General features: G+C 65.2%; 18 protein-coding genes and 1 tRNA gene. 10 read left to right on the top strand and 9 right to left on the bottom strand.

Annotation, left to right across the window (positions count from 1 at the left end; genetic code table 11):
- Positions 1-30: 30 nt before the first annotated feature.
- Positions 31-115, bottom strand: a tRNA-Leu gene (locus NMQ14_RS02405).
- A 104-nt stretch (positions 116-219) separates the two neighbouring features.
- On the opposite strand from NMQ14_RS02405, the gene queA reads away from it, so the two are divergent.
- The 5 genes from queA to secF all read left to right on the top strand — a co-directional run bounded on the left by queA (position 220) and on the right by secF (position 5,666).
- Positions 220-1,272 (top strand): tRNA preQ1(34) S-adenosylmethionine ribosyltransferase-isomerase QueA, encoded by a 1,053-nt coding sequence (queA, locus tag NMQ14_RS02400; RefSeq protein WP_257093230.1) that lies wholly within the window; start codon positions 220-222, stop codon positions 1,270-1,272.
- Positions 1,262-2,371 (top strand): tRNA guanosine(34) transglycosylase Tgt, encoded by a 1,110-nt coding sequence (gene tgt, locus NMQ14_RS02395; RefSeq protein ID WP_257093141.1) that lies wholly within the window; start codon positions 1,262-1,264, stop codon positions 2,369-2,371. Before queA ends, tgt begins: the two co-directional genes overlap by 11 nt.
- Positions 2,372-2,450: 79 nt before the next feature.
- Entirely contained in the window at positions 2,451-2,777 is a 327-nt protein-coding gene (gene yajC / locus NMQ14_RS02390; protein WP_257093139.1) for a preprotein translocase subunit YajC, read from the top strand.
- Positions 2,778-2,849: 72 nt separating this feature from the next.
- Positions 2,850-4,700 carry a protein translocase subunit SecD gene (gene secD / locus NMQ14_RS02385; protein ID WP_257093137.1) on the top strand — a complete coding sequence of 617 codons (1,851 nt, stop codon included), beginning with the start codon at positions 2,850-2,852 and terminating at the stop codon, positions 4,698-4,700.
- Between the two features lie 27 nt (positions 4,701-4,727).
- Positions 4,728-5,666: a protein translocase subunit SecF gene (gene secF / locus NMQ14_RS02380; protein WP_257093135.1), complete on the top strand. Its 939-nt coding sequence runs from the start codon at positions 4,728-4,730 to the stop codon at positions 5,664-5,666.
- A 332-nt stretch (positions 5,667-5,998) separates the two neighbouring features.
- Here secF and NMQ14_RS02375 read toward each other — a convergent pair whose 3' ends face one another.
- The gene (locus NMQ14_RS02375; RefSeq protein WP_257093132.1) at positions 5,999-6,319 is read right to left on the bottom strand and encodes a DUF2322 family protein; all 321 of its coding nucleotides are present in this window, start codon (positions 6,317-6,319) and stop codon (positions 5,999-6,001) included.
- Between the two features lie 9 nt (positions 6,320-6,328).
- On the bottom strand, positions 6,329-7,696 hold the full coding sequence (gene purB, locus NMQ14_RS02370; protein WP_257093130.1) for an adenylosuccinate lyase: 1,368 nt from the start codon (positions 7,694-7,696) through the stop codon (positions 6,329-6,331).
- Positions 7,697-7,847: 151 nt separating this feature from the next.
- Between purB and NMQ14_RS02365 the strand changes: the two genes are divergently transcribed.
- Complete coding sequence (locus tag NMQ14_RS02365) at positions 7,848-8,456, top strand: glutathione S-transferase (protein WP_257093128.1); 609 nt, start codon at positions 7,848-7,850, stop codon at positions 8,454-8,456.
- Between the two features lie 38 nt (positions 8,457-8,494).
- On the opposite strand, the gene mnmA is transcribed toward NMQ14_RS02365, so the two are convergent.
- The 3 genes from mnmA to NMQ14_RS02350 are packed head-to-tail and all read right to left on the bottom strand — an operon-like array spanning position 8,495 to position 10,651.
- On the bottom strand, positions 8,495-9,631 hold the full coding sequence (gene mnmA, locus NMQ14_RS02360) for a tRNA 2-thiouridine(34) synthase MnmA (protein WP_257093228.1): 1,137 nt from the start codon (positions 9,629-9,631) through the stop codon (positions 8,495-8,497).
- Positions 9,618-10,196: a hypothetical protein gene (locus NMQ14_RS02355; protein ID WP_257093126.1), complete on the bottom strand. Its 579-nt coding sequence runs from the start codon at positions 10,194-10,196 to the stop codon at positions 9,618-9,620. Before NMQ14_RS02355 ends, mnmA begins: the two co-directional genes overlap by 14 nt.
- Positions 10,196-10,651, bottom strand: a complete 456-nt coding sequence (locus NMQ14_RS02350; protein WP_257079488.1) for an NUDIX hydrolase — start codon at positions 10,649-10,651, stop codon at positions 10,196-10,198. Before NMQ14_RS02350 ends, NMQ14_RS02355 begins: the two co-directional genes overlap by 1 nt.
- Before the next feature lie 96 nt (positions 10,652-10,747).
- Here NMQ14_RS02350 and NMQ14_RS02345 point away from each other — a divergent pair, with 96 nt between their 5' ends.
- From NMQ14_RS02345 to NMQ14_RS02330, 4 genes are read left to right on the top strand one after another with little or no spacing between them, the layout of a single operon-like run.
- Positions 10,748-11,668 (top strand): branched-chain amino acid transaminase, encoded by a 921-nt coding sequence (locus NMQ14_RS02345; protein WP_257093124.1) that lies wholly within the window; start codon positions 10,748-10,750, stop codon positions 11,666-11,668.
- Between the two features lie 18 nt (positions 11,669-11,686).
- A complete protein-coding gene (locus NMQ14_RS02340; protein WP_069038097.1) occupies positions 11,687-11,899 on the top strand; it encodes a zinc-finger domain-containing protein in 213 nt (70 codons plus the stop codon).
- 11 nt (positions 11,900-11,910) lie between these two features.
- Positions 11,911-12,342 (top strand): nuclear transport factor 2 family protein, encoded by a 432-nt coding sequence (locus tag NMQ14_RS02335; RefSeq protein WP_257093120.1) that lies wholly within the window; start codon positions 11,911-11,913, stop codon positions 12,340-12,342.
- 50 nt (positions 12,343-12,392) lie between these two features.
- Entirely contained in the window at positions 12,393-13,352 is a 960-nt protein-coding gene (locus NMQ14_RS02330) for a hydrolase (RefSeq protein WP_257093118.1), read from the top strand.
- A 34-nt stretch (positions 13,353-13,386) separates the two neighbouring features.
- Here NMQ14_RS02330 and NMQ14_RS02325 read toward each other — a convergent pair whose 3' ends face one another.
- From NMQ14_RS02325 to NMQ14_RS02315, 3 genes are all read right to left on the bottom strand, one after another.
- A complete protein-coding gene (locus tag NMQ14_RS02325; RefSeq protein WP_257093116.1) occupies positions 13,387-15,033 on the bottom strand; it encodes an NAD(P)/FAD-dependent oxidoreductase in 1,647 nt (548 codons plus the stop codon).
- A 140-nt stretch (positions 15,034-15,173) separates the two neighbouring features.
- Positions 15,174-16,193: an SPFH domain-containing protein gene (locus NMQ14_RS02320; RefSeq protein WP_257093113.1), complete on the bottom strand. Its 1,020-nt coding sequence runs from the start codon at positions 16,191-16,193 to the stop codon at positions 15,174-15,176.
- A 90-nt stretch (positions 16,194-16,283) separates the two neighbouring features.
- A complete protein-coding gene (locus NMQ14_RS02315) occupies positions 16,284-18,602 on the bottom strand; it encodes an ATP-binding protein (RefSeq protein ID WP_257093111.1) in 2,319 nt (772 codons plus the stop codon).
- Positions 18,603-18,615: the final 13 nt, after the last annotated feature.

Below are 18,615 nucleotides of genomic sequence, written 5' to 3'. Positions count from 1 at the left end.
AAAATCGCGCGATTATAGCTTGGCGCTTGTTGGTGCCGGGAGGGGGACTCGAACCCCCACACCTTGCGGCGGCGGATTTTGAATCCGCTGCGTCTACCGATTCCGCCATCCCGGCAGGGAAGAGCGGCGGATTATGCGTGTCGGGCCGGTCGCTGCGCAAGCCTGACGGACGCTACAATCGCAGGCTTTGCCTTTCAGGCCGACCTTGTGCCGCGTTCCGTGCTGACCCTGTCCGACTTCGATTACGACCTGCCCGACGATCTGATCGCCCAGGCTCCGCTGCCCGAGCGCAGCGCCGGTCGCCTGCTGGTCGTCGGGCCTGCGTCGCTGACCGACAGCCGCATCCGCGCGCTGCCCCAGTGGCTGGAGCCGGGTGACCTGCTGGTGTTCAACGACACCCGCGTGATGCATGCCCGGCTGTACGGAACGAAGGGCAGCGGCGGCCGCATCGAAGTGCTGATCGAACGGCTGACCGGCGAGCACGAGGCGCTGGCGCAGGTCCGCGCCAGCAAGACACCGCGCGCCGGCAGCCGCCTGCGCATGGAAGACGCCTTCGATTTCGAGGTGCTCGGACGTGACGGCGAATTCTTCCGCCTGCGCAGCCTGGGAGAGACACCGCTGACCGCACTGCTGGAACGCCACGGGCGCCTGCCGCTGCCACCCTACATTGAGCGCGCGGCCGCCGATGCGGACGAACAGCGCTATCAGACAGTCTATGCACGGGAAACCGGATCAGTCGCCGCACCCACTGCCGGCCTGCATTTCGACGATGAACTGCTCGGTGCGGTCGCCGCACGCGGCGTGCGGCGTGCCCATGTCACGCTGCACGTCGGCGCCGGCACCTTCCAGCCGGTGCGCACCGACAATCTGGCGGAACACCGCATGCACAGCGAACAGTTCCAGCTGTCGGCCGACACTGCACAGGCCATCGCCGACACGAAATCGGCCGGCGGACGCGTGATCGCGGTCGGCACCACCAGCCTGCGCTGCCTCGAATCGGCGGCGGCCACCTGCGCGCCCGGCCCGCTCGCCGCCTGCCGGGGCGACACCCGCCTTTTCATCACGCCAGGCTACGACTTCCGCGTGATCGATGGACTGCTGACCAATTTTCACCTGCCGAAGTCGACCTTGCTGATGCTGGTATCGGCGCTGGCCGGGCGGCAGCGTGTCCGCGCCGCGTATGCGCACGCGGTGGCGCAGCGCTACCGCTTCTTCAGCTACGGTGACGCAATGTTCATTCCGGCGCGCTTGAAGGACAACGATGAAGTTTGATCTGCTCGCGCGCGACGGCCTCGCCCGGCGCGGCCGCCTGACCCTCGCCCACGGCACGGTCGACACACCCGTGTTCATGCCGGTTGGCACCTACGGCACGGTCAAGGGCATGGACCCGGCGGAACTGAAGGACATGGGCGCGAAAATCGTGCTCGGCAACACCTTCCACCTGTGGCTGCGCCCGGGTACCGAGGTGATCCGCAAACACGGCGGGCTGCACCGTTTCATGGGCTGGGACCGGCCGATACTGACCGACTCCGGGGGCTTCCAGGTGTTTTCGCTCGACGCACTGCGCAAGATCAGCGAAGACGGGGTGCGCTTCGCCAGCCCGATCAACGGCGACAAGCTGCTGCTGACGCCGGAGGAGTCGATGCGCATCCAGCACGACCTGAATTCCGACGTGGTGATGATTTTCGACGAATGCACGCCCTACCCGGCCGATCTTGAGCAGGCGGCGACGTCGATGCGGCTCAGCCTGCGCTGGGCGCAGCGATCGCGCGACGCGCACGACGCGCTGGGCAACGACAACGCACTGTTCGGCATCGTCCAGGGCGGCATGCATGAAACACTGCGCGACGAGTCGCTGGCCGCGCTCGAGAGCATCGGCTTCGACGGCTACGCCATCGGCGGGCTGTCGGTCGGCGAGCCCAAGGACGACATGCAGCGCATCCTCGCGCACACCGCGCCGAAACTGCCCGAGCATGCGCCGCACTATCTGATGGGCGTGGGCACGCCGGAAGATCTGATCAATGCGATCGCGCACGGCATCGACATGTTCGACTGCGTCATGCCCACCCGCAATGCGCGCAATGGCTGGCTGTTCACCCGCTACGGCGACATCAAGCTGAAGAACGCGCGCTACAAGGACGACACCGGGCCGGTGGACCCGTCCTGCGAGTGCCACACCTGCGCCCACTACACGCGCGCCTACCTGCACCACCTGCACCGCTGCAACGAAATGCTGGGCGCCAGGCTGAATACCTTGCACAACCTGCACTTCTACCAGCAGTTCACGCGCGAGGCGCGCGAAGCGATCGAAACCGGCCGTTACGCGCCGTGGTCCGCCGCCTTCCTCGCCGACCGGCAGCGCGGAGTGTGAGCAAATCTGTCGGCCCGGGACGGTCCGGGTCCGGCTGATATACTCGCGCGCTTTACCAATCGCGCAAACGGAGTTCAACGTGTTCATTTCCCCCGCTTACGCTCAGGCTGCAGGTGCCGCCGACCCCACCGGCGGCCTGATGGGACTGCTGCCCATCCTGCTGATGTTCGTCGTCCTGTGGTTCCTGATGATCCGCCCGCAGATGAAGCGCGCGAAGGAACACAAGGCGCTGATCGAAGCGCTGACCAAGGGCGACGAAGTGGTGACCCAGGGTGGCATGGCCGGCCGGATCACCAAGGTCGGCGACAACTTCATCAGCGTCGAACTGGCGCCGAACGTCGAAGTCGCGGTGCAGCGGCAGGCGATCGCCACGGTGCTGCCCAAGGGCACGCTGAAGGCACTCTGATTCCGCGCTGATCCGTCCGGCTGCGGCCGGCGGCAGTACCGCCGGCCTTCCAATACTCATTCAGACTCCGCAATGAACCGCTATCCGATCTGGAAAAACGCGCTGGTGATCGTGGCGCTGATACTTGGCCTGATCTACACCCTGCCGAACTTCTTCGGCGAGGCGCCGGCCGTGCAGGTATCGACCGCGCGCAGCGGCGTGCAGATCGACCCTGCCCTGATGACGCAGGTCGAATCGACGCTGAAGGACGCCGCCATCGCACACACGGGCCTGACGCTCGACACCACCGGCGTGCGCGTGCGCCTCGCCGATACCGATACACAGCTCAAGACGCGGGACGTGCTCGAAAAGGCACTCAACCCGGATCCGGTTGATGGCAAGTACGTGGTGGCGCTGAACCTGCTGTCGAAGTCACCGGACTGGTTGCGTTCGTTCGGCGCACTGCCGATGTATCTCGGCCTCGACCTGCGCGGTGGCGTGCACTTCCTGCTGCAGGTCGACATGCAGGGCGCAACCGTCAAGCGGCTCGATTCGATGTCATCCGACCTGCGCACCCAGCTGCGGGAACAGAACATCCGCCACGGCGGCATTTCGCGCGAAGGCAACACCATCGTTCTGCGTTTCCGTGACGCGGCCGGTCGCGATGCCGCGCGCAGCGCAGCCGAGAAGGCGCTGCCCGAAATGGTATGGACGCAGGGGCAATCTGGTGCCGACTACCTGTACACAGGTCGCATGAGCGAACTGGCCGAGACAGATCTGCGCGAATCGGCCATCAAGCAGAACATCCTGACCCTGCAGAAGCGCGTAAACGAACTGGGGGTAGCTGAACCCATCATCCAGCAGCAGGGTGCCGACCGCATCGTCGTGCAGTTGCCCGGCGTGCAGGACGTGGCCAAGGCGAAAGACCTGATCGGCCGCACCGCCACGCTGGAGGTTCGCCTGGTCGATCAGGAAGCGATGACCAGCGGCAATATGGAAGGGCTCGAGGTCTATCCGGAGAACTCGCGCAGCGGCGGTGTTTCGAACGTGCCGGTGAAGAAGCAGGTCATCCTGACCGGCGAGCGCTTCGAAACCGCACAGGCCTCGTTCGACGATTCGAACCGCCCGGCCGTGGCGGTGAAGCTCGACGCGACCGGCGGCCGCATCATGCGCACGGTCACACGCGAAAACCTGAAGAAGCTGATGGTCATCCTGCTGTTCGAAAAGGGCCGCGGCGAGGCGATTTCGGTCGCCACCATCCAGGGCGAATTCGGCGACCGCTTCCAGATCACCGGCCAGTTCTCGCCGCAGGAAACGAACACGCTGGCCATCCTGATCCGCTCGGGCGCGCTGGCGGCACCGATGGAAATCATCGAAGAACGGGTCATCGGCCCCTCGCTCGGCGCCGAGAACATCGAAAAGGGTTTCGATTCGACGCTGTGGGGCTTCGTGGCGATCGCCGTTTTCATGATCTTCTATTACGCGGTGTTCGGCTTCATCTCGACCACGGCGCTGGCGGCCAACCTGCTGTTCCTGATTGCGCTGCTGTCACTGCTGCAGGCCACGCTGACGCTGCCGGGTATCGCCGCCATCGCGCTGACGCTGGGCATGGCGATCGACGCCAACGTGCTGATCAACGAGCGCATCCGCGAAGAGCTGCGAAACGGCGTCACGCCGCAGGCGGCGATCGCCGCCGGCTACGAGCGCGCCTGGGCAACCATTCTCGATTCGAACATCACGACGCTGATCGCCGGCATCGCGCTGCTCGTTTTCGGGTCCGGACCGGTGCGCGGCTTTGCCGTCGTGCACTGCCTGGGCATCCTGACTTCGATGTTCAGCGCCGTCGTCGTGTCACGCGCCATCGTCAACATGGTGTACGGGCGCGCCCGCAAGCTGGAAAAAGTGTCGATCGGCACCGTGTGGAAACCGGGCGCCAACCTCTGAGCCGCCACCAAGGAAATCTGAACAGTCATGGAATTCTTCCGCATCCGGCGCGACATCCCCTTCATGCGCAAGGCGCTGGTGTTCAACGTCATTTCGTTCATCACCTTCCTGCTGGCCGTGTTCTTCCTGTCCACCCGCGGCCTGCATCTGTCGGTGGAGTTCACCGGCGGCACCTTGATGGAAGTTTCATACAGTGAAGCGGCCGATCTGCAGGGCGTTCGCAAGGCACTGACTGACAGTGGCTTCAGCGAACCTCAGGTACAGAACTTCGGCACCGCACGCGACGTGCTGATCCGGCTGCCGCTGGTCAAGGACGTCGATTCCGCCAAGGTCAGCCAGCAGGTGATCGCCACGCTCAGCGCAGGCGACGGTCCGAAGCCCGAACTGCGACGTGTCGAATACGTCGGCCCGCAGATCGGCAAGGAACTGGCCGAAGATGGTGCGCTGGCGCTGATGTTCGTCATCTGCGGCATCATGGCCTACTTGGCCATGCGCTTCGAATGGCGCTACGCGGTGTCGGCCATCATCGCCAACCTGCACGACGTGGTGATCATCCTCGGCTTCTTCGCCGCCTTCCAGTGGGAATTCTCGCTGCCGGTTCTGGCGGCCGTGCTGGCGGTGCTGGGTTATTCGGTGAACGAGTCGGTCGTGGTGTTCGATCGAGTGCGCGAGGTGTTCCGCAACGCCCGCAAACGTACGCTGACGGTCGCCGAGGTCATGGACAACGCCATCACCAGCACGATTTCGCGCACCATCATCACGCACGGTTCAACCCAGATGATGGTGCTGTCGATGCTGCTGTTCGGCGGCGAGGCGCTGCACTACTTCGCGGTGGCGCTGACCATCGGCATCTGTTTCGGCATCTATTCGTCGGTGCTGGTCGCCTGCCCGCTGGCCATGTGGCTGGGCGTCAAGCGCGAACAACTGATCAAGCCGCCGAAGCGCAAGGAAGAAGCGGTCGTCTGAATCGACTGGCGGCAGCGTGACCAACGCCGTCGGGGGCACGACCCGGTCGAGCATGTTGGGCATCGCTGCGCTCACCCCAACCTACCTGCCGGGCGCCCGCAGCCGGGCTCGGCGCAGTGATGCCCGACGCCGAACACCCCCGAAGCGTGACTTGACGCGGCGCTACCCTGCGTGACCCACCCCGTAGGTTGGGGTGAGCGCAGCGATGCCCAACAACCGACACTCGCCCGCGCGCCTGCCTGGGCGATTGCACCCCGGCGCTGCCTCGAGCTATGTCGAGCGGCAGCACCGCGTCGGTCGGGGCTCCGATTTGCCCCGCCGGGTTCGACCGCTCAGGGCTGTGCGAACACCTGCTTCACGCGCAGGGTCTGACCGCTGTCGACCAGTGCGATCAGCCGATCGATGTTCGGGTGCTTTCCCGGATTGGCGCGGGCGTCGAGGGTGTGCTCGCCATACAAATCCAGGCCCTGCTTCGATGCATCAGGCGTGATGGCACCATGCAGTTGGGCGAGGTGGTTGTACACCGCCAGCGACCCGGCCTGGCCGGGCTTGTTCTCGATGGTCGCGACCACTTCTCCGGCGGCATCGATCAATTGCAGCGCCGCCAGATGCGACACGCCGGGCAGGGTTTTGAGCGTTTCGGCAAAACTCATGATGCGTCCTCAGACGGCGGCAGCCAGACGGGCCGCGTCGCCGATGTAGCTGGCGGGCGTCATCGCCAGCAAGCGCTCGCGCTCCGCCGCCGGAATGTCGAGACCACTGATGAAGGCCTGCAGCGCCTCGCGCGTGATGCCGCGGCCGCGCGTCAGTTCCTTCAGCTGTTCGTACGGATTGGGCACACCGTAGCGGCGCATCACGGTCTGCACCGGCTCGGCCAGCACTTCCCAGCAGGCGTCGAGATCGGCGGCCAGCGTATCGGGCTCGGCCACCAGCTTGCCCAGCCCGCGCGACAACGAATCCAGCGCCAGCACGGTGTAGCCGAAGGCCACGCCCATATTGCGCAGCACGGTCGAATCGGTCAGGTCACGCTGCATGCGCGACACCGGCAGCTTGTCCGACAGGTGGCGTAACAGTGCGTTGGCCAGCCCCAGATTGCCTTCGGCGTTCTCGAAGTCGATCGGATTCACCTTGTGCGGCATGGTCGAACTGCCGATCTCGCCGGCCTTCAGTTTCTGGCGGAAGTAGCCGAGCGAGATGTACATCCAGAAGTCGCGCGCCGCATCGAGCAGGATGGTATTGCCGCGCGACATGGCGTCGAAAAGCTCGGCCATCGCGTCGTGCGGTTCGATCTGGATGGTATAGGGATTGAACTCCAGCCCGAACGATTCGATGAATACGCGGTTGAACTGCGACCAGTCGACGTCCGGATAGGCCGACAGGTGGGCGTTGTAATTGCCGACCGCGCCATTGAACTTGGCGGTCAGGCTGACCGCGGCGACGCGCGCGCGGGCGCGCATCAGACGCGCGGCGATGTTCGCCATTTCCTTGCCAAGCGTGGTCGGACTGGCTGGCTGGCCGTGCGTGCGCGACAGCATCGGCAACGCGGCGAATTCATGCGCCATGGCGCGCAGCGATGCGATCACGCCATCGAGCGCTGGCAGCAGCGTGTCGGCGCGCGCCTCGTTGAGCATCAGTGCGTGCGACACGTTGTTGATGTCTTCCGACGTGCAGGCGAAGTGGATGAATTCGGACACCCCGGTCACTTCGGCATTGTTCGCCAGCCGGTCCTTCAGCCAGTACTCCATCGCCTTCACGTCGTGATTGGTGCGCGCTTCGATCGCCTTGATCGCGGCGGCGTCGTCCACGCTGAAATCGCGTACGACAGCGTCAAGCTCGTCCAGTGTCGCCTGCGAGAAGGCCGGTACTTCGCCAATCTGCGCATCGGCAGCCAATGCACGCAACCATGCAATTTCGACGCGTACGCGGTTGCGGATCAGGCCGAACTCGCTGAAATGGCCGCGCAAGGGATCGAGTTTGGCGGCATAACGACCGTCCAGCGGCGACAGCGCGGTGAGGGTGTGGGCACTCATGAAGGACCTGCAGGAAGGAAGGGATGGAAGGCCACGAAGCGGTTCAGCCCCGGGCAGCGCGGCGCGAATTTTATCATGCACCGCATGATGGCCCCGCCTTGCGGGAACGGCCCGGACGCTATACTCGGGTGCTCTTCCATCGGTGCTGTCCATGAAACTCGTCGGTTCCTACACCAGCCCTTACGTACGCAAGGCGCGCGTGGTGCTTGCAGAAAAGAAGATCGACTGCGAATTCGTGCTCGATTCGCCCTGGCTCGAAGGCACGGGCGTCCCGGATGTGAACCCGCTGGGCAAGATTCCGGTGCTGGTGCTCGATGACGACACCTGCCTGTTCGATTCGCGCGTGATCGTCGAATACCTCGACGGCGTGGCGCCGAACAACAAGCTGCTGCCATCCACGGCGCGCGAACGTGCGCTGGTCAAGCGCTGGGAAGCACTGGCCGACGGCATGACCGACGCGGCGGTGGCCATCGTGCTGGAAGTGCGCCGGATGGTCAGCGAACAGAACGCAAGCTGGATTTCGCGCCAGCGCAGCAAGATCGACCGTGCACTGAATACGCTGGCGGCCGATCTGGGCGATGGCGCATGGTGCCACGGCAACAGCATTTCGCTGGCCGACATCGCGGTGGGTTCGGCGCTCGGCTACCTCGACTTCCGCTTTCCGGAGCTGGACTGGCGCGAGCGCCACGCCAACCTCGCCAAGCTGCAGGAAAAGCTGATGCAGCGCCCGTCACTCGCCGAAACCGTTCCGGTCGAATAAGACAAGAGGCAAGCGCCAACCAGGCCGGTACGAACCGCTCAGGCCGCTTTGCCTGCAGCGGTGATGACGCCGCCGCCCAGACACACCCGGCTTTCGTAAACCACCACGCTCTGGCCGGGCGTCACCGCCCATTGGGCTTCGGCAAAAGCGATTTCGCAGCGTGCAGCATCGACCGCATCGATGCTGCACGGCGCATCCGCCTGCCGATAACGGGTCTTTGCCGCATACACCCAATGCGTGTGCGGCAGCTCGCCCGACACCCATGACAGGTCGCCCGCCACCAGCCGTTCCGACAGCAGCGCCGGGTGATCGTGGCCACGCACCACGTACAGCACGTTGCTGGTCATGTCCTTGCGTACGGCGTACCACGCGTCGTGTTCGCCGGCGTCGTCCGCCATGCCCTTGAGCCCGCCGATACCGAGCCCCTTGCGCTGGCCTATCGTGTGATACATCAGGCCTTCATGGCGGCCGAGCACGCGGTCAGTATCAAGATCGCGGATGTCGCCCGGCGTGACCGGCAGGTAACGCTGCAGGAATTCGCGGAACGGTCGCTCGCCAACGAAACAGATACCGGTCGAATCCTTCTTGCCTGCATTGGCCAGCCCGGCGTCGGCCGCGATACGGCGCACCTCGCGCTTGGGCAGGTGACCCACAGGGAACAGCGTATGCGATAGCTGCGCCTGGTTCAGCCGGTGCAGGAAATAGCTCTGGTCCTTGTTGCCGTCTTCACCCTTGAGCAGCTGGAAGCGGCCCTGGAACTCACGCACCTGGGCGTAATGCCCGGTGGCGATGCGGTTCGCGCCAAGTTGCATCGCGTGGTCTAGAAAGGCGCTGAACTTGATTTCGGCATTGCACAGCACATCCGGGTTCGGTGTGCGGCCGGCCTGGTATTCGCGCAGGAAGCTCGAAAACACGCGGTCCTTGTACTCGGCCGAAAAATTGACCACTTCGAGATCCATGCCGATCACGTCCGCCGCCGACACGGCGTCGATCAGGTCCTGCCGGGTCGAACAGTATTCGTCGGTGTCGTCGTCTTCCCAGTTCTTCATGAACAGGCCGACCACGTGATAGCCGGCGCGCTTGAGCAGCAGCGCCGACACCGACGAATCGACGCCGCCCGACATGCCGACGACCACGGTTTCGCCCGGTTCGGCCGCAGTCTCAGCGCCGTGCATTCCAGTCATCCGGATATCCCCCATTCTTCCAGTGTTCCATGTCCATCACGACCGGCGGTTCGCCGTGGTCGCGAAACCAGGTATCGACCGCGTAACGGCGGCCGCTTTCGGTGTCTTCGATCACCGCGGTGAAGTGCTGCATGATGACCCAGCTGGTGCGCCGCGCGATTTCCAGTACCCGATGGTGACGCAGGGCGCCCGCTTCCTGCAGCTGTTCGAGCATCACGGTGGTGGTGTGCGCGTGGTCGATGCAGTCCATGCGCCCGTCGACGCCCAGATCAAGGTAGTCGCCAGCGCGGTCGGCGCCGATCGGAGACTGCTCGCCGGCCCAGCGATACATGCGCGCGATCACCCACTCCAGCTGCTCGCGTTCGCCGGCGGCATCGCTCGCCTTGAGCATTTCACCGACCAGCACGGCACGCTGTTCGGACGCAAGGCTGACCGTCTGCACGACGAGGCACCCGTAGTTGAAGCAGATGTCGAGTTCGAGGTCCTGCGCCATGCCCGGCGTCGCCTGAACCTGCAGCGCACCGCACAGCAGCACCCCCGCCAGCAATCGCCGCATCAGGAAAAGTGCCGTACGACCGCCAGCGGCAGGCGCACGTCAGCCAGCCAGTCCTGCACGCACGCCCACACCAGCGGGCTGCGATGGCGCTCGCGACTGGCTTCGATCTCTTCGGGCGTCATCCAGAAGGCGCGCACGATGCCGTCGTCCAGCGCGCGACCGGCGATCTGTTCGCCACTTTCCCCGGAAAAGGCGAAGCGCAGGTAGGTGACTTCGCCGTCGGGCCGGCGCCACTGATAGACGCCGACCAGCGCCTGCGGCACGAAAGGATGGGCGGTTTCCTCCATCGCCTCGCGGGCACACGCCTCGACCAGCGACTCGCCCTCTTCCAGATGGCCGGCCGGCTGGTTCAGCATCAGCCCCTTCGACGTTTCCTCTTCCACCATCAGGAAGCGGCCCCGGTACTCCATCAGGGCGGCCACCGTGACATTGGGCTTCCATATGCGTTCGCTCATCCGTTGATTTTAACGCGTGCGGCTGCGATGACCGTCGCCGCACTGCGCGCATCAGCTAAAATCGCGCGCTTATCGCAATCCACTGGAGTGTTTCTCATGTCGATGGCCGACCGCGACGGTTTTATCTGGTACGACGGCAAGATGGTGCCCTGGCGCGAGGCCACCACGCACGTACTGACCCACTCGCTGCACTACGGTCTGGCCGTCTTCGAGGGCGTGCGCGCCTACCACACCGAAATCGGTACCGCGATCTACCGCCTGAAGGAACACACCGACCGGCTGTTCAACTCGGCGCACATCTACATGATGAAGATGCCGTACAGCCGCGAGGAAATCATGGAAGCGCAGCTTGAAGTGGTGCGCGCCAACAAGCTGGAATCCTGCTACATCCGGCCGATCGCCTTTTTCGGCTCGGAAAAGATGGGGATTTCCACGCGCGGCGCCTCGGTGCATGTGTCGATCGCCGCCTGGCCCTGGGGCGCCTACCTGGGCGAGGACGGCCTGAAGAAGGGCATCCGGGTCAAGACCTCGTCCTTCTCGCGCCACCACGTCAATGTGTCGATGTGCCGCGCCAAGTACTCGGGCACCTACGCCAATTCCATCCTCGCCAACATGGAAGCGACCGACCTCGGTTACGACGAGGCGCTGCTGCTCGACGTCGATGGCTTCGTCGCCGAAGGTGCGGGCGAAAACCTGTTCGTGGTGAAGGACAACAAGATCTACGAACCGGAAATCGCCTCGGCGCTGGTCGGCATCACGCGCGCATCGGTGATCGAGATCGCCGCGGAATTCGGCTATCAGGTGGTGTCGAAGCGGCTGACGCGCGACGACGTCTACACCGCCGACGAGGCTTTCTTCACCGGTACCGCCGCCGAAGTGACGCCGATCCGCGAGCTCGACAACCGGGTCATCGGCAGCGGCACGCGCGGCCCGGTCACCGAAAAGCTGCAGGCGCGCTTCTTCGACATCGTCAATGGCCGCGCGCCCGAGTACCACCGCTGGCTGACCAAGATCTGAACCCGGAGCACATCTGCCATGAACCAAGCCGTGAGTGATTCCAGCCGCGACCGCGCACGCGACGTCGAAGTGGGCGCGAGCGATCTGCCGCTGCACTGTCCGCTGCCCGGCGCACCGCTGTGGGCGCGCCATCCGCGTGTTTTCCTCGACGTGACCAAGACCGGCGAGGCCGCCTGCCCGTACTGCGGTACGCGCTACCGCTACAACGGCCCGGCGCCCGCCGGCCACTGAGCCCACTGTCCATGGAAATGCCCCGCAAGGCCTTTTTCGCGACGCCTCAGGAAGCCGAAGCGGCCTTTTACGAAGCACGCGCGCGGGGCGACATCGAAGCCATGATGTCGGTGTGGGGTGACGAGGACGACATCATCTGCGCGCTGGCCGGCTGCCCGCGTGCCAGCGGCTACGAAGAAGTCCGCGATGCCTGGCGGCGCGTGTTCGCCGGTACCCGGGTCGATGTACGGGTGATCAACGCGCAGATCATGCAGGGCGTGCTGCAGTCCATCCACAGCCTGAACGAACAGTGCAGCGCTGCCGGTGACCGCGCGGCGCGTCCGCTGCTCATCGTGACCAACGTCTATCTGCGCGGTCCGCTGGGCTGGCACATGGTGCTGCATCACGCTTCCGCCGCCCCGGCTGCACAGGAGACGGCGGGCCCGCCGAAAATACTTCACTGAGTCCCTTACTGAGCACTTCGCCAGGCCCCGCGCCGAGTTCTTCACCGGGCATGTCGCCGCCCCGCTTTCACCCTGCACGCTGGCTGCCCGGCGGCCACGCGCAGACCATCTGGCCGCGCTTCATCCTGCCGCCGCTGCCTGCACTGGCTCGCGAGCGCGTCGATACGCCCGACGGCGACTTCATCGATCTGGACTGGTTGCCGCTGCGCGCGCAGCAGCCACTGGTGATGCTGCTGCACGGGCTGGAAGGCAGCTCGGAAAGCCACTACGCGCGGGCGCTGATGGGTGCTGTCGACGCGCGCGGCTGGAACGGGGTGGTGGTGCATGCGCGCGGCTGTTCCGGCGAGCCGAACCGGCTGGTGCGCGCCTATCACTCAGGCGACAGCGCAGAGCTTGAGTGGCTGCTGCCGCGTGTCGTGCCGCGCATGAACGGCCAGCCGGTGCATGCGGTCGGCGTGTCGCTCGGCGGCAATGTGCTGTGCAAGTGGCTGGGCGAGCAGGGCCACGGCGCATCGCGCTGGCTGCTCAGCGCGGCGTCGGTCTGTGCACCGGTCGATCTGGGTGCTGCCGGACGCGCGCTCGACCAGGGTTTCAACCGCGTCTACACGCAGTATTTCCTGCGCACGATGAAGCCGCGTGCCCTGCACAAGGCGGCCTTGTTTCCGGGCGTGCTCGATGCCGCGGCGATCGCCGCCAGTGCGTCGATCAAGGCCTTCGACGACGCCGTCACCTCGCAACTGCATGGATTCAGGGATGCCGACGACTACTGGACACGCTGCTCGGCGCGCCCGCTGCTGCGCGAGGTGCGCGTGCCGCTTCTGCTGCTGCAGGCGCTGAACGACCCGATGGTGCCCGACTGGTCGCTGGCCACGCCGCAGATGCTGTCGTCCGACGTACTGCCCGAATACACCGCGCAGGGTGGCCACGTCGGCTATGTGAGCGGTGCGCCGGCAGGCCACCTCGACTGGCTGCCGCAACGGTTGCTGCACTTCTTCGAGCACGGGCGCTGACCGGATCCGTTGCGGCGCCGGCCGTGGAAGGCGCCTACGAAAGTTCGACCGCTCCGCGCCTTTCCCCGCTGACGCGCGACCCGCCTGCCATGCTCAGCGCCACGGCCTCCGCCACCTCGATGCCGTCGATCGCTGCCGAAAGGATGCCGCCGGCGTAGCTTGCGCCTTCGCCGGCCGGATACAATCCGACGGTGTTCAGACTCTGGTAGCTCACCGGATCACGCTTGATGCGGATCGGCGAGGACGTGCGCGTCTCCACGCCGGTCAGCACCGCGTCATGCATCGCGAAGCCCTTGATCTGCCGGTCGAACGCGGGCAGCGCCTCGCGGATGGCCGTGATGGCGTAGTCGGGTAACGCGCCGTCCAGTTCGCCCAGCCGGACACCCGGCGTGTAGGACGGCGTCACCACACCGAGCTGCGTGGACGGCCGCGCAGCGATGAAATCGCCGACCAGCTGACCCGGCGCGCTGTAGTCGCCGCCCCCCAGTTCGAAGGCGCGCGATTCCCACCGGCGCTGGAACGCAATGCCGGCCAGCGGGTGACCTGGATAGTCCTCCGGCGAAATGCCGACCACGATGCCGGCATTGGCATTGCGCTCGTTGCGGGAATACTGGCTCATGCCGTTGGTCACGACACGGCCCGGCTCCGAGGTGGCCGCGACCACGGTGCCGCCCGGACACATGCAGAAGCTGTACACCGAACGGCCGTTGGATGCGTGGTGCACCAGCTTGTAGTCGGCCGCGCCCAGCAGTGCGTGACCGGCGTAGTCGCCGAAGCGGCAGCGGTCGATCAGCGCCTGCGGATGTTCGATGCGGAAGCCGACCGAGAACGGCTTCGCTTCCATATAGACACCGCGCTCGTAGAGCATTTCGAAGGTGTCGCGTGCGCTGTGGCCCACCGCCAGCACGACATGATCGGCAGCAATGACTTCACCGCCTGCCAGCATCACGCCGCGTACCTTGCGGTCTTCGATGATCAGATCCTCGACGCGCGACCTGAAGCGGATCTCGCCCCCCAGCGCCTCGATTTCCGCACGCATCTTCTCGACCATGCCGACCAGCCGGAAGGTGCCGATGTGCGGCTTGCTGACATACAGGATTTCTTCCGGCGCACCGGCCTTGACGAATTCCTTCAGCACCTTGCGCCCGTAGTGCTTCGGATCCTTGATCTGGCTGTACAGCTTGCCGTCGGAAAAGGTGCCGGCCCCGCCCTCGCCGAACTGCACATTCGATTCCGGATCCAGCACATGCTTGCGCCACAGGCCCCAGGTGTCCTTCGTGCGCTCGCGTACTGCCTTGCCACGCTCCAGCACGATGGGGCGAAATCCCATCTGCGCAAGCACCAGCGCGGCCAGGATGCCGCACGGTCCCATGCCGATGATGACCGGGCGCTGCGCCAGGCCGGCAGGTGCGCGGGCGACGAAGCGATAGTCCATGTCGGGTGTGGGATGTACATGAGGAACGCCCTTCAGGCGCGCCAGTACGGCGGTTTCATCCGCCAGCTCGACGTCGAGCGAATAGATCAGGAAGATGTTCGAGCGCTTGCGCGCGTCGTAGCTGCGCTTGAATACCGTACAGGACAACAGTTCGCCGGGCGCGATGCGCAGCCGTTCGAGCACGGCAGAACGCAGCGCCTCGTCCGGATGATCGAGGGGCAGCTTGACTTCGGTTAATCGCAACATGCAGGACTGGGGCGTTGCCGCCGGGCTGTGTATCGTTCAACCGTCGAGTCTACCTTCAGGGCGACGGCAATACGCAGCATCGGTGGCCGGGCGAGGACGGCGCGTCCGCCGGGACGCGCCGCACCGTGCCACCGCCGCGTTCAACCGGTGATCTGCTTCAGCAACGCCGTCTTGGCGGCGGTGTAGTCGGCTTCAGTGATCAAACCGCCATCGAGCAGCGATTTCAGCTTGCCCAGCTTCGCTTCCGGCGTATCGGCCGCTGCCGGCGCCGAAGCCGCCGGGGTTGCCGTTGCCGGCAATACCGAACCCCGCATCGCTTCGGTCATCACCTGCCCCATGCTCAGACCGGCGCCCAGGCTGGCGCCGATGCCGGCCAGCCCGCCTTCGTTCTGTGCCGCCATCGGAATGGCCGTGGCGGTCTGATACTGGGTGAAGGCGGCCAGATTGCCGGCCATGCCCATCGATACCCGGGTATCGAAGGCCTTCTGCAGCTCTTCCGGCAGCGACACGCTTTCAACGGCGAAATTGTCCAGCGCAACGCCGTAGCGTTCGAACACCGGCGCCATCGCCTCCTTCATGCGTTCGCCCAAGAGCCCGAAATTGGTCGCCATGTCGAGGAACGGCAGTTCAGACGCGCCGAGCGTATTGCTCATCGCCGACACGATCAGGTTTCGCAGCTGCATCTCGAGATCATCGACCGTGTAGATGTCGCGCGTGCCGCTGATCTCCGCAAAGAACTGCTTCGGGTCGGCCAGCCGGTAGGAATACACGCCGAACGCGCGCAGCCTGACCATGCCGAAATCCTTGTCGCGCACCGTCACCGGTTGAGCCGTGCCCCACTTGCGGCCCAGTTGCAGGCGGGTGCTGAAGAAATAGACATCACTCTTGAAGGGCGATTCGAACAGCTTGTCCCAGTTCTGCAGATAGGTCAGCACCGGCAGCGTACTGGTCTTCAACACGTGGCGACCGGGACCGAGCACGTCGGCGATGCGCCCCTCATTGACGAACAGTGCCGCCTGCGACTCGCGCACCGTCAGCTGCGCACCGTACTGGATCTCCGCATCCTGCATCGGATGCCGCCAGGCCAGCGTGCCATCGCCGTCCTCCTGCCACTGCAGTACGTCGATGAACTGTTTCTTGATGAAGTCGCCGATACCCATTTCACATCCTCTCAGGAAAGACCTGCCGTGCAGCCACCGCGCACTCTGGCGCCGCTCCCCCGGTACCGTAGCGCGTCCCGGGTCGTCGTATCAAGTTGCTGTTTCCATTTCCATTTGCGTTAATTCCGTCGGAATGTCGTCCGGCTCGCGCGCCGCCAGCCAGATTTCGATGCAGGCCCCGCAGTCGTCACGCCTGGCCGCCCGTATCCAGCCGCCGTGCAGATTGACGATCTCGCGACAGATGGCGAGTCCGAGCCCGGTACCGCCTTCGGCGCCGCGCAGGCGCGCTGCCTGCTCGAACTGATCGAAGATGCGCTCGCGATCTTCTTCGGCGATGCCCGGTCCGTGATCGGACACGCACAGCAGCACACCCGCCATACCCTCATGTTCATGCCGCTCGAGCGAAAGCAGCACCTCGGCAGACGGTGGCGAAAAGCGGATCGCATTGTCGAGCAGCGTGCGCAGCACCTGTGCCATTCGCTGCGCGTCGGCCTGCAGCGGAACCTGCGGGAACAATCCGGTCATCCGCATATGCACACCACGTTCGACCGCAACAGCCTGCATCTGCGCAATCGCCTCGGCTACCAGCGATTCCAGATCGCAGCTTGACGCGTTCAGCGTTATCGCGCCGCCTTCCAGGCGCGACAAGTCGAGCAGATCGTCGACCAGCGCAAGCAGGCGGTCACCGTGTTCGCGGATCACCGCGAAGCGCCGGCGCGTAACATCGGCCAGCGGCGGCCGGTCGCGCAACGCCAGACGGGAAAAGGCGAGGATGGCGTGAATGGGCGTGCGCAGTTCGTGCGACATGCTGGCCATGAAGCGACTCTTGGCGCGATTGGCGGTTTCAGCCAGGCGCCGCGCCGACATGCTGTCGGACAGCTGCTCTTCGATCAACTCGCTCAGGCGATCGCGATGCCGCTTCATTTCGGTCTCGGCGCGCTGCCGGTCACGGTCGCGAATGCCCGCCTGCAGAATCAGACCGAACGTGCTGATCGCCGCCTGCACGCCGGTACGGCACGCTTCGGGCAGAGCTTGGGAGAGCTCAAGACCGACCAGACCGACCAGACGCCGGTCACTCATGACCGCGAAGCACACCCGGTCACCCGGCTGGCCATCGAGCGCAGCCGACGCCACGACGGCGCCGGACTCCTGCGCGCTGCGATCGGCGGTCAGGGCTTCATCGATCAGTTCGGGATACGCGCCAAGCCAGTCGTTGTCGCGGCTGGCCAGCAGATTCACATGCGGTTCGTGCCGTGGATCGTGCATGATTTCGGCGATGAAGCCGTCGCTTGCATCGGCCAGGTCGAGCAGGATGTCGAGCATGGCGGCAAACAGCGCTTCACCGGATTCACCGCGGATGAAGCGTGCCTGCAGGCGCCCAAGCATGGCCAGTTGCTCGCGACTGCGCTCAAGCGCCTGTTCGCTGCGCTTGCGCTCGCTGATGTCGCGCGCAAAGCCCACCGTGCCCAGCAATTCTCCGTTCTCGTCGAGCACTGGTGCCTTCCACACTTCAAGGCAGACCGATCCGGTACCGGATGCGACGAAGGACTCCGAGCAGCGCGGCAGGCAGCTGTTCAGTACTTCGATATCGTCGGCCCGGTAGGCGTCGGCGCAGTCGGTCGGCCACAGGTCATGATCCTGCAGGCCACAGGCTTCGTCGGGATCGTTCAACCCGCCGGCGAGCGCGAGCGGCTTGTTGACCGCCAGAAAACGCAGGTCGCGATCCTTCAGCCACACCATGAATGGAAAATTGTCGAGCAGCGCGCGCTGATAGCGCATCGCGCGGTGCAACTCGCGCTCCATGCGCCAGCGGTCCGTCATGTCCTGAACGATGCCGGCCAGCACCGGCGCATCGGTGCCGTAACCGCCTGCTGACGCCGCGCCAGCGGACTCGACACGACCTTCGAACAGCACGCGCCGTTCGCCGTCAGGGTGGCTGACGCAGAACTCGGTGCGGTAATGCGCACCGGCCTGCGCAGCACGCCAGGCACGTTCGAGCGGCAGACGATCGTCTGCCGCAACATGGGCAAGGAGCTGTTCGAAGGACGCCAGCGCAGCGCCGTCGATGCCCAGTATCCGCCGCGCGCGGCCTGACCATTCGAACGCGCCGTGCGCGTGTGCCCAGTTGCCGGTGCGACCGAGCGTGTGCGCCCGTTCCAGTTCGACGTGCAGTTGTTCAAGTTCCTGTCGCGCGGCATCAAGCCGCACACCGACTGCCCAGAGCGCCAGACAGACGATCAGCACTGGCACCAGCAGCGGCGCCAGACCGAGGCGGGACACGCGACCCGCACCCGCCAGTCCGGTCGCACCGGCCAGTTCGGCCACCAGCAGACCGATCGCCAGCGCGGCCAGCAAGTAGGCCAGCCAGTGACAGGCAAGATGTCGGGCAGACTGCAGCGACAGGTTCATGAGCGGGGAAAAG

Origin of the sequence: Methyloversatilis sp. XJ19-13 (genome assembly GCF_024580155.1) — a bacterium.
GTDB lineage: Bacteria > Pseudomonadota > Gammaproteobacteria > Burkholderiales > Rhodocyclaceae > Methyloversatilis.
Note: the sequence above shows the minus strand (reverse complement) of the source record. Positions and strands in the feature narration are given on the sequence as shown.

Excerpts from the sequence above, each read along its gene's own strand:
- secD (WP_257093137.1), top strand. The coding sequence starts at position 2,850 with ATGAACCGCTATCCGATCTGGAAAAACGCGCTGGTGATCGTGGCGCTG.
- NMQ14_RS02365 (WP_257093128.1), top strand. The coding sequence starts at position 7,848 with ATGAAACTCGTCGGTTCCTACACCAGCCCTTACGTACGCAAGGCGCGC.
- mnmA (WP_257093228.1), bottom strand. The coding sequence starts at position 9,631 with ATGCACGGCGCTGAGACTGCGGCCGAACCGGGCGAAACCGTGGTCGTC.
- NMQ14_RS02355 (WP_257093126.1), bottom strand. The coding sequence starts at position 10,196 with ATGCGGCGATTGCTGGCGGGGGTGCTGCTGTGCGGTGCGCTGCAGGTT.
- NMQ14_RS02320 (WP_257093113.1), bottom strand. The coding sequence starts at position 16,193 with ATGGGTATCGGCGACTTCATCAAGAAACAGTTCATCGACGTACTGCAG.
- secF (WP_257093135.1), top strand. The coding sequence starts at position 4,728 with ATGGAATTCTTCCGCATCCGGCGCGACATCCCCTTCATGCGCAAGGCG.
- NMQ14_RS02340 (WP_069038097.1), top strand. The coding sequence starts at position 11,687 with ATGAACCAAGCCGTGAGTGATTCCAGCCGCGACCGCGCACGCGACGTC.
- NMQ14_RS02330 (WP_257093118.1), top strand. The coding sequence starts at position 12,393 with ATGTCGCCGCCCCGCTTTCACCCTGCACGCTGGCTGCCCGGCGGCCAC.
- purB (WP_257093130.1), bottom strand. The coding sequence starts at position 7,696 with ATGAGTGCCCACACCCTCACCGCGCTGTCGCCGCTGGACGGTCGTTAT.
- NMQ14_RS02335 (WP_257093120.1), top strand. The coding sequence starts at position 11,911 with ATGGAAATGCCCCGCAAGGCCTTTTTCGCGACGCCTCAGGAAGCCGAA.
- NMQ14_RS02375 (WP_257093132.1), bottom strand. The coding sequence starts at position 6,319 with ATGAGTTTTGCCGAAACGCTCAAAACCCTGCCCGGCGTGTCGCATCTG.
- NMQ14_RS02325 (WP_257093116.1), bottom strand. The coding sequence starts at position 15,033 with ATGTTGCGATTAACCGAAGTCAAGCTGCCCCTCGATCATCCGGACGAG.
- NMQ14_RS02345 (WP_257093124.1), top strand. The coding sequence starts at position 10,748 with ATGTCGATGGCCGACCGCGACGGTTTTATCTGGTACGACGGCAAGATG.
- NMQ14_RS02350 (WP_257079488.1), bottom strand. The coding sequence starts at position 10,651 with ATGAGCGAACGCATATGGAAGCCCAATGTCACGGTGGCCGCCCTGATG.
- tgt (WP_257093141.1), top strand. The coding sequence starts at position 1,262 with ATGAAGTTTGATCTGCTCGCGCGCGACGGCCTCGCCCGGCGCGGCCGC.
- NMQ14_RS02315 (WP_257093111.1), bottom strand. The coding sequence starts at position 18,602 with ATGAACCTGTCGCTGCAGTCTGCCCGACATCTTGCCTGTCACTGGCTG.